At 73.4% G+C, this 16,781-nt stretch carries 13 protein-coding genes; 8 read left to right on the forward strand and 5 right to left on the reverse strand.

Annotated features, from left to right (window positions below; genetic code table 11):
• Positions 1-238: 238 nt before the first annotated feature.
• Complete coding sequence (locus EDD30_RS08490) at positions 239-1,522, forward strand: reverse transcriptase family protein (RefSeq protein ID WP_071805756.1); 1,284 nt, start codon at positions 239-241, stop codon at positions 1,520-1,522.
• On the opposite strand, the gene EDD30_RS08495 is transcribed toward EDD30_RS08490, so the two are convergent.
• Positions 1,519-2,685, reverse strand: coding sequence for a helix-turn-helix domain-containing protein (locus EDD30_RS08495; RefSeq protein WP_071805766.1), 1,167 nt, complete (start codon positions 2,683-2,685; stop codon positions 1,519-1,521). The two genes, EDD30_RS08490 and EDD30_RS08495, sit on opposite strands and share 4 nt — an antisense overlap.
• A gap of 363 nt (positions 2,686-3,048) precedes the next feature.
• Between EDD30_RS08495 and EDD30_RS41410 the strand changes: the two genes are divergently transcribed.
• From EDD30_RS41410 to EDD30_RS08520, 5 genes are all read left to right on the forward strand, one after another.
• On the forward strand, positions 3,049-3,183 hold the full coding sequence (locus EDD30_RS41410) for a hypothetical protein (RefSeq protein WP_280526134.1): 135 nt from the start codon (positions 3,049-3,051) through the stop codon (positions 3,181-3,183).
• A 306-nt stretch (positions 3,184-3,489) separates the two neighbouring features.
• A complete protein-coding gene (locus EDD30_RS08505; protein ID WP_071805754.1) occupies positions 3,490-5,073 on the forward strand; it encodes a DHA2 family efflux MFS transporter permease subunit in 1,584 nt (527 codons plus the stop codon).
• A gap of 127 nt (positions 5,074-5,200) precedes the next feature.
• Positions 5,201-6,013: a class I SAM-dependent methyltransferase gene (locus EDD30_RS08510; protein WP_071805753.1), complete on the forward strand. Its 813-nt coding sequence runs from the start codon at positions 5,201-5,203 to the stop codon at positions 6,011-6,013.
• 11 nt (positions 6,014-6,024) lie between these two features.
• Entirely contained in the window at positions 6,025-6,603 is a 579-nt protein-coding gene (locus tag EDD30_RS08515; protein ID WP_071805752.1) for a DsbA family protein, read from the forward strand.
• A gap of 43 nt (positions 6,604-6,646) precedes the next feature.
• Positions 6,647-6,916 (forward strand): hypothetical protein, encoded by a 270-nt coding sequence (locus EDD30_RS08520; protein WP_071805751.1) that lies wholly within the window; start codon positions 6,647-6,649, stop codon positions 6,914-6,916.
• Positions 6,917-7,031: 115 nt separating this feature from the next.
• On the opposite strand, the gene EDD30_RS38895 is transcribed toward EDD30_RS08520, so the two are convergent.
• The 4 genes from EDD30_RS38895 to EDD30_RS08540 form a co-directional block, all read right to left on the reverse strand.
• Entirely contained in the window at positions 7,032-10,355 is a 3,324-nt protein-coding gene (locus tag EDD30_RS38895) for an SCO7613 C-terminal domain-containing membrane protein (RefSeq protein ID WP_170208263.1), read from the reverse strand.
• Between the two features lie 58 nt (positions 10,356-10,413).
• On the reverse strand, positions 10,414-13,026 hold the full coding sequence (locus EDD30_RS08530) for an MGH1-like glycoside hydrolase domain-containing protein (protein ID WP_394328283.1): 2,613 nt from the start codon (positions 13,024-13,026) through the stop codon (positions 10,414-10,416).
• Between the two features lie 282 nt (positions 13,027-13,308).
• Positions 13,309-14,130: a metal-dependent hydrolase gene (locus tag EDD30_RS08535; protein WP_071807243.1), complete on the reverse strand. Its 822-nt coding sequence runs from the start codon at positions 14,128-14,130 to the stop codon at positions 13,309-13,311.
• A gap of 92 nt (positions 14,131-14,222) precedes the next feature.
• The gene (locus EDD30_RS08540; protein WP_071807244.1) at positions 14,223-14,675 is read right to left on the reverse strand and encodes a DUF1707 SHOCT-like domain-containing protein; all 453 of its coding nucleotides are present in this window, start codon (positions 14,673-14,675) and stop codon (positions 14,223-14,225) included.
• Between the two features lie 222 nt (positions 14,676-14,897).
• Here EDD30_RS08540 and EDD30_RS08545 point away from each other — a divergent pair, with 222 nt between their 5' ends.
• Both EDD30_RS08545 and EDD30_RS08550 read left to right on the forward strand, forming a co-directional pair.
• A complete protein-coding gene (locus EDD30_RS08545) occupies positions 14,898-16,094 on the forward strand; it encodes a sensor histidine kinase (protein WP_244945168.1) in 1,197 nt (398 codons plus the stop codon).
• Entirely contained in the window at positions 16,091-16,777 is a 687-nt protein-coding gene (locus tag EDD30_RS08550) for a response regulator (RefSeq protein WP_071807277.1), read from the forward strand. The genes EDD30_RS08545 and EDD30_RS08550 overlap by 4 nt, the downstream gene beginning before the upstream one ends.
• Positions 16,778-16,781 lie beyond the last annotated feature (4 nt).

Here is a 16,781-nt window from a genome sequence, read left to right on the forward strand (position 1 = left end):
GGATGTCGGTGGTTCAAGCGGATCGAGAGCCTCCGCTTGGGCCACCGGCCCTCTACACTCGTCCACCGGTGGCAGCGTGTCCCCGAGCTGGCCGCCGGTCCGCCGACGGCCTCTCCGGGGTACCCCCGGGGGCGAGAGATTGAGCCACGCAGCGCATCGCCGGCGCGCCGCCGCGCTCCGCGCGGGACAGCGCAGGCACGACCGGGCAACGTCGGGGCACGCTGTTCCACCGGTACGCGTGTCGGCCGCGCTCGCCGACGCCCTCCTGACCAGCCGCTGGCGCCCCGGCCCCCTGCAGCGCACCGGCACGGCGGTGCTCGGCGGCCGGCCGCCGTGGCTGCGCATCGCCGTGGTCGCGGTGCTGCGGGCGTACCGGCACGCCCCGGCCGACCGTCCGCGCGAGCTCGCCGCCTTCCTGTCCTGTCTGGAACGCTCCGGACGCCCCCTGGTGCGCCGCCATCCCATCCGGCTGCGCCGGGCCACCCCGGTCCGGATCGTGCGCATGCGCTGGGACACTCCCCGCATCGACGACCTCGCCGCGCTCGCGGACTTCCTCGGCGTCGACGGCGACCACCTCGACTGGTACGCCGACCGCCGGCACCTCAACCGCCACGCCCGCGACGAGCGGCTCCGGCACTACCGCTACGCCTGGCTGCCCCACCGCCTCATCGAGGCTCCGAAGCCCCGCCTGCGTGCCCTCCAGCGCCGGCTCCTCGACGACCTCCTCGGACGGCTGCCGGTCCACCCCCACGCCCACGGGTTCGTCCCCGGCCGCGGCGTGCACACCTTCGCCGCACCCCACGCCGGGCAGAAGCTCGTCATCGGCCTGGACCTGACCGCGTTCTTCAGCTCGATCACCGCCGCCCGGATCCACGGCCTGTTCCGCACCGCGGGCTACCCCGAGCCGGTCGCCCACACGCTGACCGCCCTCACGACGACCGCCACCCCCGCGGCGGTGCTGCGCGGACGCACGGACCCGCACCGGGCCGCGCTGCTGCGCCGCCCCCATCTTCCCCAGGGCGCGCCGACGTCGCCCGCCCTGGCGAACCTGGTCGCGTACCGCCTCGACCGGCGGCTGACCGGTCTGGCCGACCGCTTCGGGCTGCACTACACCCGCTACGCCGACGACCTGGCCTTCTCCGGCACCCTCGGCAGAGGCGAGCCGGCCCATCTCATCGCCGCGGTCCATACGATCGCCGCCGACGAGGGTTTCCGGGTACACCCGCGCAAGACCCGCGTCCGAGGCCGAGGCGACCGGCAGCGTCTAGCCGGTCTGGTGGTCAACGAACGACCGGCCGCCTCCCGGGAGGACTACGACCGGCTCCGGGCGGTGCTGCACGACGCCGCCCGACGGGGCCCCCTCGTGGCGAACCGCGAGGGACACGACGACTTCCCCGCGTACCTGCGAGGCCGGGTCGCCTGGGTCTCCCACCGCCACCCGGCCCGGGCCGCCAAGCTCCACCGGATGCTGGCTGTCGCCCTGGCCGGGCCCGCCGCACCCCCCACCGTGACGACCCCTTAGCGGACGTCGCGCAACGCCTCCCGGAAGCCGTCGGCGGCGGGCTCGCCCGCAAACCGCCGGTGCAGCTCCACATCCAGCTCCCCGGCCACCATCAGCAGCGACGGCAGCGACCTCCGGCCCGCGGCCAACGCCCCGACCCCGGTCGACACCGCCTCTTCGAGGTTCCCGGCGCGCGCCGCGACGGCCGCCAGCGTCAGGCGCGCCTCGGCCATCCGCATGGGCGCCCTCTCGCCGTCCGGCCCGGCGCCCAGCGTCAGCACCGTCCGGGCGTGCCGCGCGGCCCGCTCGTCGTCCCCGGCCAGCCGGTAGGCGTCCATCGCGTAGAAATCCCACTTGTCGGGGTCCACCACGAAGTGGTGGTCCGGCCGATCCGGCGCCGGCATCCGGTCCAGCAACGCCCGGCCCCGGCCCAGTGCCTCCTGCACCCCGGCGACGTCCCCGAGGCGGGCGAAAGCCTTCGCCTCCTGCCCGGCCAACTGCACGGCCGCCGAGCCGCTCGGCGCGACCGCCTGTCCGGCCTGCGCGGCCGTGAGCACATCCCGGTAGCGGGACTGCGTCAACGCGAACCAGGCGGCCATCTCCTGTGCCCACGCGATGATCTCGGGATGCCCGGCCTCGTCACCCAACTGCCGTGCGGCCGTGCGGGTCGCCTCGGCGCCGGCCCGCATGCCCAGGTCGTACTCCACGCACCCCACGAGCAGGGCCAGCCACCCGGCGGCCACCAACAGCTCGCGGTGCGCCGCGAGCCCGGTCGGCCGGTGCAACAGCCGGGCCACCTCCCGCATCCACCCGTGGGCTTCTCCACGCAGCTCGGCGGCCGGCTGGGTGGCGTACTGACAACAGAGCTCGACAACGGTGGCATGCAACGCCTCGACGGTCGCAGGACCCGCGTCGTTGGCCTGCACCCGACGTAGGAGCTCGGCCGTCTCCCACGGCCGCGCATCATCCGCGGCCACCGCGTCGAGATGAGACGCCGCCACGATGTCACCCCGTGCGCCCAGCACCTCATCGATACGCCGGGCCAGCTCCGCCGTAGGGCGACGCCCTCCGTTCTCGATCCGCGACAGATGCCCCTTGTCGCACGGAACGACGGCGGCCAGCTCCGACAGCGACCACCCGCGCTCGATCCGCGCCGCGCGGACCCGTTGCGCGAATGCCGCCACAGTGACCTCCCCGACCACCTGTTGCGGGGGTTGCCGGCGCCACCGTGGCAACCCGCACCTATTCCACCGATGACGGTACCGCCAGATGGGGTGAATACCCGGCGCACAGGACGACCGGGCATCAACGACATGGGAGGAACCGATGGGCTGGACGACGTGCCTACGCCACCGCATACGGCGCGATCGCACCGCGGATCTCGCCGCCGCGGAAACCGCCGACGCGACCGAGCGCTCCGCCGCCCGGGAACGGGTGATCAAGATCGCCTACCCCGATCGATGGCCCGGATGGAATGCACCTACTGCCTCTTACCGGCCGCTGATGACGAGAGGGCAGGCCGCGCGAGGGCAGGGCGGGCGGCGACCATGACCGGCATCGGGGCCGACGCCATCGTGACGTTCCGCGACGCGGACGAACCCCGCCCGCTGGCCAGCCGTCTCGTCGCCACCGCGCACCGGCACCCGAGGGATGGTCGCTGCACATTCCCGGCGCCGCCCTGAAGACGGGGCACCTCACCGTCGACGATGCTGTGGCGACGGTCACCAGATCCACCGGCATCCGGCGCGTCCTCATGGTGTGGATCGAGGTCGGCGTGGTGTGACCAGCTATCTCTCCGGTACGTGCAGCCGAAAAGCCCGACCTATGCGCGTCCGCGCGTACCCAAAAGGATTTGCGAGGGGGATTCGGAGCCTGCATGGTGGCCCGCGGAGGTGGCCGCCGTCACGCGTTCTCGCGACCGGGACCGCGGATGATCCTCCAGCACTGACAATGGCAGGGATCCGAACGGCCACACCAGGAGATTCACTGTGAGTAGTCAACCCGTGGCGGCGCCAGACAAGCTGGATGCCGCCGTACTCAAGGTCGCCGGGGTGGTCGTCCTCGGGGCGATCATGTCGATCCTCGACGTGACCGTGGTCAGCGTGGCGCTGCCCACCTTCCAGACCAAGTTCAACGCCTCGTACGCCGAGGTCGCCTGGACCATGACCGGGTACACACTGGCGCTGGCCACAGTGATCCCGCTGACCGGCTGGGCCGCCGACCGCTTCGGCACGAAGCGGCTCTACATGGCCGCGCTGTTGCTGTTCACCCTCGGTTCCGGCCTGTGCGCCACCGCGGACTCGATCGGCCAGCTCATCGGCTACCGGGTGCTGCAGGGCCTCGGCGGCGGCATGCTGATGCCACTCGGCATGACGATCATGACGCGGGCGGCCGGTCCTGACCGGATCGGCCGGCTCATGGCGGTGCTGGGCATTCCGATGCTGCTCGGCCCGATCGGCGGCCCGATCCTGGGCGGCTGGCTCATCGACGTCGCGAGCTGGCAGTGGATCTTCCTGATCAACCTGCCGATCGGCGCGATCGGGCTCGTCTACGCGGCGTGGGCGCTGCCCAAGGACGCCCCGGAGCCGTCCGAGTCCTTCGACTTCCTCGGCATGCTGATGCTCTCGCCGGGCCTCGCCGCCTTCCTGTACGGCGTCTCCACGCTGCCCGAGGCCGGCACGATGTCGGATCCCGAGGTGTGGGTGCCGATGCTGCTCGGTGGCCTGCTCGTCGTCGGGTTCGTGTTCTATTCGTTCAAGCCGCAGCATCCGCTGCTCGACCTGCGGCTGCTGCGCAACCGCAACCTCAGCGTCGCCTCCATCACGATGGCCGTGTTCATGGTCGCCTTCATGGGGGCCGGGCTGCTGTTCCCCAGCTACTTCCTGCAGGTGCGCGGTGAGACGACGCTCGATGCCGGTCTGCTGATGGCGCCGCAGGGCATCGGCGCGATGGTCACCATGCCGATCGCCGGCATGCTGGCCGACAAGATCCCGGTCGGGCGTACGGTGCCGTTCGCACTGATCCTGCTCGCGGTCGGGTTCTTCGGCTTCACCCAGGTCGGCACCGACACGTCGTACGTGCTGCTGTGCGGCTCGCTGTTCGTCATGGGTCTCGGCATGGGCGGCACCATGATGCCGATCATGACCTCCGCGCTGAAGACGCTCACCAACCACGAGGTGGCGCGCGGCTCCACGCTGTTGAACATCCTCCAGCAGATCGCGGGCTCGGTCGGCTCGGCGCTCATGTCCGTGATCCTCACCAGCAAACTCAACGACTCCCCGGCCATCCCCGGTGTCGTCGACCCGGTCACCAAGGAGCCGGTCACGGAGGCCGGCCTGGCGATCGTCGTCCAGCAGAAGCCGGAGCTGGCGCAGCAGTTCCCGGTCGAGCCGGGTCTCCTGCAGCGCGGGCTGGAGTTCGTCGCCGACTCTTTCGCCACGACGTTCTGGGTGGGCTTCGTCCTGGTGCTGGTGACCTTCATCCCGGCGTTCTTCCTGCCGCGCAGGCGCGAGGAGTCCCACCTGCTCGACGACGAGCAGGGTGACCGCGCCGCGCCGGTGATGCTGCACTGACGCCGTGGGGCGGCCGGTCCCAGCCGGACCCGCCGCCCTCCGTGTCGGCGTCCCGGCGGTATACGTATCGACTCCCTCGAGCTACGGTGGCCACGCAGATCGTCGTCCACAAGGGAGAGAGTCGCGGATGACCACCGAGCCGCCTGCGGTGACATATGCCTTCGACAACGACGTCTCCGAGGCGGCGAACCAGCTCCGGCACATCGGTGACACCGTGGATCCCCACTCCATCGCCGTGCTCGACACCCTCGGCGTGAAGTCCGGCTCGACCTGCTGGGACGTCGGCGCGGGCTCGGGGTCCATCGCCCGGTGGCTGGCGCAACGCGTGGGGCCGCACGGGCGCGTCCTGGCAACCGACATCAAGCCGCAGCATGTTCAGGTTCAGGACAACCTGGAGATTCTCCGGCACGACGTACGGACCGACCCCTTTCCGCCGGACCGCTTCGATCTCATCCATGCCAGGCTCCTGCTGATGCACCTGCCGGCGCGGGAGCAGATTCTCGGCCGGCTGGTCGAGGCGCTGAAGCCGGGAGGCATCCTGGTGGTCTCCGACTGGGAGACCAGTCATCTGGACCTCGTGCTGGACAGCCCCGACGAGAACGGCACCCGGGTGTTCCAGCGGTTCCTCGAGACCTGCCTGGCGGGAAGCCCGGCGGTCGGCATCGATCCCCGGTGGGCGGCCCGGGCCAACGGCGCCATGCGCAGGGCCGGCCTCACGGACGTCACCACCACCGTCCACGCCCGGTCGTGGGCGGGCGGGACCGGCGCCTGCCTCCTCCATCGGAGCAACACGATCCAGCTTCAGCCCCACCTGCTGCTGGGCGGCTTCACAGAGGACGAGCTGACCACCCTCCGGGAGCTACTCATCGATCCCCGTTTCGTCATCTCGTCCTACCTGATGTTCACCACGGTGGGTGTGCGAGCGCCGGAGCGCCCCTAGGATCGCAGGGCATGGACGTCACCTACTTCTTCGATCCGGCCTGCCCGTTCACCTGGCGCACGTCGCGGTGGCTGGTGGCCGTGGCGCCGGAGCGCAATCTGACGGTGCGGTGGCGGGCGTTCAGCCTGTCCATCCTCAACGGTGACGACATCCCGGAGCGTTACCGGGCGGTGGCGGCGGCGTCCAGCAGGGCGTTGCGGCTGGTCGAGGCGTTGCGTGCCGATCACCGCGACGACGACGTCGCCGCGTTCTACACCGAGATGGGCACACGGACGCACGAGGCGGGCACGCCCCTGAGCGACGAGATCGTGGTGCAGGCGGCCACGGCCGCCGGGATCGCCGACCCCGAGGCGGTGCTGGACGACGCCTCGTGGGACGAGGCCGTCCGTGAGTCGCACGAGCTGGCGTTCGGCTCGGCGGGGCCGGACATCGGCTCGCCGGTGCTGCTGGTCGAGGGCGCGGCCCGGGCCGTGCACGGCCCGGTGATCGGCGACGTGCCCGCTCGGGAGGAGGCCCTCGCGATCTGGGACGCGGTGGTGCCGCTGGCCCGCAGCGACACCTTCTTCACCCTTCAGCGTGGCCATTCCTGACCTCGGCGTTTGCGGGCCGCTTCCCGGCGGGTACAGGCCCGCCATGGTCGAGCCGCACGTCACCTTGGACCCGAACAGCCTGAGCCCGGTCGAGGAGAAGCTCCGCGGGCCGCTGGAGAAGCAGCTCTCCTCGGCCCTGCAGGCCGCGACCGAGCGGGTCTGCGACGAGTACGCCGGGGAGCCGGTCGACGAGGTCGCCACGGAGCTGCTCGACGAGACGAAGTCCGGCCTGCACCGCGACATCGCCGACGGATTCGTGCCGGACCAGCGCGAGCTGCGCCGCGTCGCGGAGGCCATCGTCCGCGAAGCCTGATCCCGCCGGCCGGTCATCGCACCCGGGTGACGGGCCACCAGCCGGTCACCGCACCCGGGTGGCGCGGTCGCCGGCCGGTCACGCACCCGGGTGGCGGGGTCGCCGGCCGGGCCGGTCAGCCCATGCGGGTGAGGGCGGCGCGGACGCGGCTCATGTCCCGGCGGCGCCGTTCGAGGGTCATGGCCAGGCCGACGAGCAGCAGGCCGGCGACGGCGAGCGGGATCCAGCGCGGCAGCAGGTCCCACACCAGGACCACTTCGTGCAGGGCCACCAGCGCCAGCACCGCCCCGCCGGTCACCACCGGCGCCTGCAGGCGTGCCCGGGCCCCGGCGAGCACCACCGCCAGCGCCGCCACCCCGAGCAGCAGCCGGCGCACCGGCTCGCCGTCGGCGATCAGCACCGACGCCAGGGTGGGCAGCAGCGCGGCGGCGAGCGCCGGACCGTAGGCCACCCAGCTCGACATCGCGGCGCGGCGGCGGGCCAGCCAGCCGGCGAGCAGCGCCACCGCGGCCGCCGGGATCGTGTACGCCTCCACGACCGCGACCTGCTCCGCGGCCAGCAGCAGCCACCACCCGCCGAGCTCCACCGAGGCCGCCGCGACGACGTGCGAGCGCCGTCCGCCCGCCTTCCGGACCAGCGCGCGGACGCCCAACGCCACGCCCCAGAGGGTGCACACGGCGGCCGCATACCGGATCGAACCGACCGTGAGCAGCAGCGCCACGCCGGCCCCGCCATGCGCCGCCGCCTGCACCACACGCCCCTCCACCGCGCGGCGCCCCGAAAGCACGCCCGCCCGGGAAAGCACGCCAGCCCCGGAAAGCACGCCCACCGGGGACAGCACGCCCACCGGAGAAGACACGCCCGCCGCGCCGCGCGCCAGGAGGACGCCGGCCGCCAGCACCACGGCCGCCGCGGCCAGCACGAGGAGAGCCGTGCGTTCCACGGGCAGCGCCGCAGCCCGCCCGGCCGTGTACGCCATGACCAGCGCGGACCCCGCAGCCCCCGCCCATCCGGCGACCCGCGCCGCGAGCGCCCGGCCGCCGGCACCGGCCGCCACACCCGCGACCAGCGTCGCGCCGAAGGCGGCCAGCGTCGCCGCGTGCGTGGCCAGTGCCCCGGCAAGCGCGGCGCCGACCAGCCCGGCCCCCACCGGCGTCATGACCGCGGCACGCCGGGCGGTGCCGTGCAGCGCCGCCACGACCAGACCCGCGAGGCCGGCGAGCAGCGCCGCACCCGGCACGCCGGGCCAGGGTGCCCGCGCCGCCGCCGTGGCAAGCACCGCCGCCACCGCGACGACCGGCGCCGCCGTCCAGAGCGCCGCTCGCCACCCGCGCAGCAGCCGGGCGCCGACGGCCGCCGCGACCGCGGCGATCGCCAGGGCGGCGACGTCGGCCCACGCCACGAACCCGGTCCACCGCGACCCGGCGTGCAGCCAGGGTCCGGCGAAGAGCGTCAGCAGACCATCCGCCACCCCGGCGAGGAGCGTGACACCCAGCACCGCCCCGGCAACCCCGGCCCGCCACGACTCCGGTCCCCGCACCGCCGGCACCATCGACGCGGTCAGCACCAGACCGGCGGCCGCGTAGATCGCGGGCGAGTCGCCCGAGGCCAGCGCCCACGCCGGCGCGGTCACGACCACCAGCAGCAGCGCGGACGACGCCCACCCCCGGTCGATCCGGTACACCACCGCGACCAGCGCCGCGGCGGCGGCCAGGGCCACCCGGCTCTGCACCGCGGGGGACCAGCCGGCCTCCGCGGCGGCCTGCCACAGCGCCGCCGGGACGGCCGGGACAGCCACGGCGAGGGCCACGCCCCCGATCCATCGGGGCGCTCGCCACGTCGTCACCGCCGCGATGGCGGCGACGGCCACGAGCGTCGCCGCGGCCACCCCCGGCCGCTGCCACGAGACCACCACCGCGTGCGCCGTCAGCAGCGCCGCGACGCCGGACGCCCAGCCGGCACCGCGTGCCACCAGCAGGAGCGCGGCCACCACGACCGCGAGGTCCAGCGGGGAGGCACTCCACCAGGGCAGGCCGAACCCGGCGGGTACCGCCAGCGCCAGCACCGCCGCCCCGGCGAGTCCGGCCGGGACGAGTGGCAGCAGGGTCATCGCACCCGCGGTCAGCACCGCGATCATCGCGGGAAGCCGCCAGTCGGCGTCCCCGGTCAGCACCGCGGTCCCCGTCTCCTGCACGGCCACCAGTGCCGCCAGGCCCCCGACGGCGAGGGCACCGAGGCGCGGCCCCGGGCGGACGGCGACGGGAAGCAGACGCACCACCAGCGCCGACGCCGTCACAACCAGGGCGACCAGGACGGGCGCCAGGTGGTCGCCACCGGCGACCGCAGCGAACCGACCGCCGGCGATCACGGAAGCGACCACCACCAGGGCGCCGGCGCCGGCCCGCACGGCGGGCCACGGCGTCCCCCGCGTGCCCGCGAGCACCACCAGCGCCGCCACGACCAGCGCCGCGCCCGCCACCGCGGCCTTCCCGGCCGTCCCGGCCAGCGCCAGCGCGGTCAGCCCGGCGAGCCCCGCGACACCGGCCGCCAGCGCGCCGAGACCGTACGCGGCGATCTGCACCGCGCCCACCGCCGACGGCCGCAGCCGGACGACGGCCAGGTCGACCAGTGCGACGGCGCTCAGCGTGAACGCCCACCCTGCCGCGTCCGGGTGGAACGGCGCGACCAACAGCGGCAGCACCGGCTGGGCCACCGCCAGTGCGACGAAGCGCGGGCCGACCAGGCCGGTGACGTGCTCGTATCCGGCGGCGACCGCGGCGGTCACCGCGCAGACGGCCCCCGCGTAGCCGAGCGCCGAGTAGTCCGCGATGCCGAACAGGTTGACGTACCAGGCCGCGTACCCGTCGAGCAGGACCAGCAGCAGGCCGACCGCGGCGAAGGTCTCCGCGGTGGCGGTCAGCCGCCGGCGGAGCGCGACCAGCGGCGCGGTGAGGGCCACGACGGTGACGACGGCGAGCAGCCCGGCGCGGCCCTTCAGCCCGAACTGCGACCAGGCCACGGCGGTGAACACGATCGCGGCGATGGCCAGCAGCAGGCCGCCGAGGGAGAACAGGGTGTTCTGCACCAGCTTGGTGGACGCCTCGGTCACCAGCCGGGCGGAGGCCTCGGCGGTGGCCGTGGTCACCGGCGCGGTCATCGCGGGCGCGCCGGCCGGCCGCGGCGCGGCCTTCGCGGCGGTGGAGACGGCGGCACGCACCCGCGCGGCGGCGGCTTCGCGCCCGGTCCAGGCCCGGCGCAGCGCCCCGTCGGCGGCCGTCACCGCTTCCCGAGCGGCCACCAGCCTGGCGGTCAGCACGGGAATCTCCGCGTCGAGGCGAACGACCTCGGCGGCGTCGGGGTCCGGGCCGCGGCCGCAGGCCGGGCAGCCGGTGGCCAGCGAGGCTTCGGTACGGCAGAAGGGGCACGGGTACGAGGTCACGCCGTAGATCCTCGCGGCCCGGGCCGCGGAACTCCTGAGTCGTCGTACTCAGCGGTAACTAGGTGGTCGGCCGGTGCAGGGTGAGGATGAGGTCGACGACCAGGGCGGTCCAGCCGGTCTGATGCCACGCGCCCAGCCCGGCGCCGTTGTCGCCGTGGAAGTACTCCGGGAAGACGATCAGGTCCTTCCAGGCCGGGTGGTTCTGGAGGAGCTCGCAGGCCCCGTAGATCGGCCGCCGGCCCTGCGAGTCGGGCACGAACAGCGACACCAACCGCCGGGACAGGTCGTCGGCAACCCGGCTGAGCGGCATCTTCGTCTGCGAGCCGGTGGGGTACTCCACCTGCAGGTCGTCGCCGAAGAACGCGGCGAAGTCCCGCAGCGCCTCGATGAGCAGGAAGTTCACCGGCATCCAGAGCGGGCCCCGCCAGTTCGAGTTGCCGCCGAACAGGCCGCTGGTGCTCTCCGCCGGCTCGTAGCCGACGGTGAAGTCCGAGCCGCCCAGCGACACCGTGAAGGGCTTCTCCAGGTGCGAGCGCGACAGCGTACGCAACCCGTACGGGGACAGGAACTCCTCCGGGTCGAGCATCCGGGCCAGGACCCGCAGCAACTGGTCCTGACCCACCATCGACAGCAGGCGCTGCTGGCGCCCGTCCGCCGACAGCCGCCGGGCGCTGATCACGTCGGCGTAGTCCGGCCGGTTGGCCAGCAGCCAGCGCAACCGGGCCCCGAGCTCCGGCAGCCGGTTCAGCGTGCCGGCGCTCAGCCGGGTGGTCGCCGCGAGCGGGAGCAGGCCGACGATCGAGCGAGCCTTGAGCGGCAGCTTGTGGCCGTCCGGTAGGCGCAGCACGTCGTAGAAGAAGCAGTCCTCCTCGTCCCACAGGCCCTGCCGGTACGCCGCCTCCGCGATATACGCGAAGTGCTCGAAGAACTTGGTCGCCATGTCCTCGTAGGCGCGGTCGTGCAGCGCGAGGTGGACCGACATGTCCAACAGGTTGAGCGCGTACATCGCCATCCAGCCGGTGCCGTCGGACTGCTCGAGGACGCCGGCCACCGGCAGGGCGGCCGAGCGGTCGAACGGGCCGACGTTGTCCAGGCCGAGGAAGCCGCCCTCGAACACGTTCATGCCGCCGACGTCCTTGCGGTTGACCCACCAGGTGAAGTTCAGCAGCAGCTTGTGCATGATCCGGGCCAGGAAGTCGTGGTCGTGCCCGCCGTCGATCTCGAAGACCTTCAGCGCCGCCCACGCATGCACCGGCGGGTTCACGTCACCGAACGCCCACTCGTACGCGGGGATCTGGCCGTTGGGGTGCATGTACCACTCGCGCAAGAGCAACAGGAGCTGCGCCTTGGCGAAGCCCGGATCGACGCGGGCGATCGTCACGCAGTGGAACGCCAGGTCCCAGGCGGCGTACCAGGGATACTCCCAGGGATCGGGCATGGAGATCACGTCGAAGCTGTTCATGTGCCACCAGGCGTTGTTGCGCCCGTAGCGCCGACCCGGCGGCGGCGGCGGCGACCCCGGATCGCCGTGCAGCCACCGCTTGACGTCGAAGTGGTAGAACTGCTTTCCCCACATCAGCCCGGCGATGCCCTGCCGGACGACGGCGGCTTCCTCCGCGGACGCCGCCGCCGGGATGAGCTCGGCGAAGAAGGCGTCCGCCTCGGCCCGGCGGGCCGCGACCACCTCGGCGAAGCCGGCCCCGAGGTCGAGCTCCACCGGTTCGTCCGCCTCGGTCAGCCGCAGCCGGATCTCGCGGCTCTCCCCCGGCCCGAGCGTGACCTTGTAGTGCAGGGCGCCCTTGGTGCCGGTGCCTGCCGGGTTCACCGTGGGGGCCCCGGCCACGAGGAAGTCGTTGACGCCGTCCTTGGGAAACATGCTCGTGCCGGGCAACCCCCACAGGCGCTGCGAGTTCGTCTCGTTGTCGCACATCAGGGCCTGTGGGTCGCCCTCACCCGCGAGCGTCAGGTACCCGAGGCTGCGGTGCAGGCCGGTGAGGCGGCCCGGCGTTCCGGCCAGCACCGGGACCCGGCGGTTGGGCAGCCCCCACGACCAGGTGTTGCGGAACCACAGGGTCGGCAGAACGTGCAGGGTCGCCTCGTCCGGCCCCCGGTTGGCGACGCTGATCACGATGCACAGGTCCCGCGGCGAGGCCTTGGCGTAGTTGACGGTCACCACCCAGAACCGGTCGTCATCGAAGACGCCGGTGTCGACGAGCTCGTACTCCGGCTCGTCCCGGGAGCGCCGCCCGTTGACGGTGACCAGCTCGTTGTACGGAAACGGGGCCTGCGGATAGTGGTAGCGCCAGGTCATCCACGAGTGGGTGGGCGTGGAGTCCTGGTACCACCAGTACTCCTTGACGTCCTCCCCGTGGTTGCCGCCGTCGCCGCCGAGCCCGAACATCCGCTCCTTGATGATCGGATCCCGGCCGTTCCACAACCCGAGGGCGAAACAGAACGTCTGCCGGTCGTCACAGATGCCGGCCATGCCGTCGTCGTTCCACCGGTACGCCCGCGAGCGCGCATGATCGTGCGGGAAGTAGTCCCACGCGGTGCCGTGCTCGCTGTAGTCCTCCCGTACGGTGCCCCAGGCCCGCTCGGCGAGGTACGGCCCCCAGGCTCGCCACGGCTGCTCCCCGGAGTCCGCCTGCGCCAGGCGCTCCCGCTCCGCCACGCCGTAGCTCACCCCCACCTCCTCGACCGTCCCACCGCGGTAGCCGCTGCACCCGACACTAACGGACACCGTCACCTTATTGATCGACTACCGGATTCGCGGCCGCAAAGGGACCCATCCGCTCAGGCTCGCCTTGCCCCCGGACGGCGCGGCAGTCCGCTCGACCTCGGCGAGGGCAGGGCATACCGGGTGACTACTCGCCGGGGCGACCGTTGTCGTCTCGCTCGATGAGCGGCCGGGCATCGTGATGATCTGGTCGAGCGTGCCGTGGGCGGCGACCGGCTAATCTCCCGCCCACTTCTCGAGGTCGAGATTGTTCAGCACGTGGGGGGCGAACATGCCCAGGACGGCCAGGACCGCCACCAGGGTGAAGAGGGAGCGCAGCACCAGGGTCTCGCCCTTGCCACCGACCTTGACCGCCATGCCGTTCGGGACGCCGACCATGCGCCACATGCGGCGGCCGGTGGGGATGGGCCAGAGGATGGGGACGCCGTTCTTGGTGATCATGTCGCCGAAGAGGTGGACGACGCAGCCGACGCCGACCGCCATTCCCAGCATCGGGTAGCCGCGGTCGCCCGGGAGGTGGGCCGCCGTGAACCAGGCGATCGCGCCGGACGTCAGGGTCACGATCAGCCAGCCGGCGCGCTCGGCCCATTCGTCGAAAAGGCCGCGCAGGGCGAGGCCGGCCATGAGGAAGACGACCGCGACGACCGCCCATTTACCGTACGAGGCGCAGAGCGTGGTCGTGCCCCAGCCCACGAGGCCTGCGAACGGCAGCGTGTGAGTGAACGTCCGGTGCCCGTTGGTGCGGCGCGGGTCGCGGCTGAGCTTCGTCGCGGTGTAGACGCCGAGCGAGACCTTCTCGACGACCTCCGCCACGAAGAGCGAGAAGACGCCGAAGGTGCGGGCCACCGTCGCGCCGCCCTGGTTGCGGGTGACCTTTCCGGACAGGTCCAGGTCGGGCAGCAGAGCACCGCCGGCGCAGACCGTGGCGCCGACCGCCACGGCGAGCGGGCTCTGGCCGTACCCGCCGAAGTGGTCCATGGCCCAGCATCCGGCCAGCCAGACGGACGCACCCGACAGTGCGTGCGACGGACCCATCATGGTTGTGCCCACCCCTCCCCGTAGGGCGACCACTGTCGCATCGAGGGATGGGGCAGGCAACGACCGCCACGTCCACTCTGGAGTGCGTAAGATCACCGATGGTGCGGCGCGAGATGGGCGCGGTAGTACCGGTCGCGGTGGGCCGCGCCGTGTCGGGCGTGCTTCATCAGGCCGATGACCAGGAACGCGAGCGGGATCGCCGGCCAGAAGAAGTGCGCGCCGGAGAGCACCCACAGCCCGGTGAGAAGCACCGCCAGCAGCGCCACGATGCCGGCGTGGCGGCGCACGTCCCGGCGTGTCGCGGCGCGGGCCTGTGGCGTCTCGGCGAGCGCCCGACGGCCGCCGTCGGGCAGGTCGGCGGTGAGCGGGACGAGCTCGTCACGGTACGTGGCGGCGTACCCGGCGCTGAGCCGTTCCTCGCCCTCGTCCAGGGTGAGGCGGCCCTCGGCCATCGCGGCGCGCAGGATCGTGGCGACCTGCTCGCGCTCTGCGTCGGAGGTCCGGAGCCGTTGCGGGCCGGACCACGGTGCGTCGCTGGGATGCATGTTGACCTCCTGGGTGTGGCATCTGGATCCAGGATGGCCGTTGCGCCGCCGGCAGGCGTCGCCCCGGCGGAGCATTCGCGGACGCGGCGAGCGACGCAGCCGAGGCGCACCGGCATACGCCACCGGGAGTACGTGACCGGCCCGTGGTACTCCCGGCGCGGCAGCGGGGAACCCGCCCGCACGCCGATGCCCGGCCGGCCGGGGTGCCGTAGCGTCGTCGGCGTGGAAGACCACCGCCGGCACCGGCCTCCGTGGCGGCCGGGTGCCGCGCGGCACGGCGGCCGCCACGGCGCGGTCGTCGCGGCGCTGTGCTTCCACGTCTTCGGCAACTGGTCGCAGGCGGTGGACCTGCCACGTCCCGCAGGGTTCGCCGCATGCGCGCTGCTGCTGGCCGGACCGCTCGCGCTGAGCCGCCGCGACAAGGCCCCGATCGCCGTCCTGGCGGTGGCCGGCGCGGCGAGCATCGGGTTCGCCACCCAGGTCCCGCCCTCGTGGACGTTCGCGGTCGCCCCGGCCATCGCGTTGTTCGGCGCCGTCAAGGCCGGCCGGGCACGCCCGGCGGTCCCGGTGACGGGCGCCCTCTACGCCGCGTACCTCTGCGTCACCTTGTTCTTCGCCGGACCGCTCGGGGTGGGCGAGGTCGCCCGGCCGGGGCTGCGGGTGGCGGTGCTGACCGCGCTCGCCCTGGCGCTGATCGTCTTCCTCGGCGGCGCGGCGCGGTCCCGGGCCGAGTACCTCGCCGGGCTGGCCAAGGTCCACGCCGAGCGGGCGCGCGCCCGGGAGGAGCAGGAGCGCCGCCAGGCCTCCGACGAGCGGCTCCGGATCGCCCGCGAGCTGCACGACGTCCTCGGCCACCACCTGTCGCTGATCAACGTGCAGGCCGGGGTGGGCCTGCATCTGATGGACAACCGCCCGGAGCAGGCCCGCGAGGCACTCACGGCGATCAAGACTGCGAGCGCCGAGGCCCTGCGGGAAGTGCGGGCGGTGCTCGGCGTGCTACGTCCCGAGGAGGAGGCGGCTCCCCGGCAGCCGGCGCTCGGCCTCGACCGGCTCGACGATCTCACCGCGGATGCGGGGCTGCCGGTCACGACCACCACGTCCGGGGGCAGGCGTCCGCTGCCCGCCGAGGTCGACCGGGCGGCGTACCGGATCGTGCAGGAGGCCCTGACCAACGTGCGCCGCCACGCCGCCGCGGGTGCCGCCGAGGTCGCGATCGAGTACGCCCCCGCCGAGCTGCGCCTGCGGATCCGCAACGACGGCGCCGCGGCGGGCGAGCCGGACGGGTCCGGATCCGGGATCGCCGGGATGCGCGCCCGCGCGGCCAGCCTGGGCGGCACGCTGAGCGCGGGCCCGCTGCCGCAGGGCGGCTACCTCGTGACGGCGACCCTGCCCACCGCTGCCATCGAGGGGGATACGTGATCACGGTGCTGCTCGCCGACGACCAGGCGCTGGTCCGGGCGGGTTTCCGGGCCCTGCTCGACGCAGAACCGGACATCGACGTGGTCGGCGAGGCGGGCGACGGGCTGGCCGCGGTGAGCCTCGCGGCGCAGACGCGCCCCGACGTGGTGCTCATGGACATCCGCATGCCCGGCGTCGACGGCCTCGAGGCGACCCGCCGGATCGTCGCGGAGCCCGCGCTCGCCGCGACCCGGGTGGTCATCCTCACCACGTTCGAACTCGACGAGTACGTCTTCGAGGCGCTGCGTACCGGCGCGTCGGGCTTCCTCGTGAAGGACACCGAGCCGGTGGACCTGCTGCGCGGCATCCGGGCGGTGGCGGCCGGCGACGCCCTGCTGTCGCCCAGCGTCACCCGACGGGTCATCGGCGAGTTCGCCACGGCGGCCGGGCGGGGCCGGGCCGGCACGCCGCCGGACGGGGCCGATCGCCGGTTGGACCAGCTCACCGACCGGGAACGCGAGGTGATGGTGCTGGTCGGCGAGGGGCTGTCCAACGACGAGATCGCCGGCCGGCTGCTGATCAGCCCGGCGACGGCGAAGACACACGTCAGCCGCACGATGGTCAAGCTCGGCGCCCGCGACCGGGCGCAACTCGTGGTGTTCGCGTACGAAGCGGGCCTGATCCGCCCCGGCTGGCTGGCCTGAGCGG

Source organism: Couchioplanes caeruleus (assembly GCF_003751945.1).
Classification (GTDB): Bacteria; Actinomycetota; Actinomycetes; order Mycobacteriales; family Micromonosporaceae; genus Actinoplanes; species Actinoplanes caeruleus.

What these genes read in the sequence shown, in the direction of transcription:
- EDD30_RS08535 (WP_071807243.1), bottom strand. Translation starts at nt 14,130, where the DNA reads ATGATGGGTCCGTCGCACGCACTGTCGGGTGCGTCCGTCTGGCTGGCC.
- EDD30_RS41410 (WP_280526134.1), top strand. Translation starts at nt 3,049, where the DNA reads ATGACCGGCATCGGGGCCGACGCCATCGTGACGTTCCGCGACGCGGAC.
- EDD30_RS08515 (WP_071805752.1), top strand. Translation starts at nt 6,025, where the DNA reads ATGGACGTCACCTACTTCTTCGATCCGGCCTGCCCGTTCACCTGGCGC.
- EDD30_RS08520 (WP_071805751.1), top strand. Translation starts at nt 6,647, where the DNA reads ATGGTCGAGCCGCACGTCACCTTGGACCCGAACAGCCTGAGCCCGGTC.
- EDD30_RS08510 (WP_071805753.1), top strand. Translation starts at nt 5,201, where the DNA reads ATGACCACCGAGCCGCCTGCGGTGACATATGCCTTCGACAACGACGTC.
- EDD30_RS08540 (WP_071807244.1), bottom strand. Translation starts at nt 14,675, where the DNA reads ATGCATCCCAGCGACGCACCGTGGTCCGGCCCGCAACGGCTCCGGACC.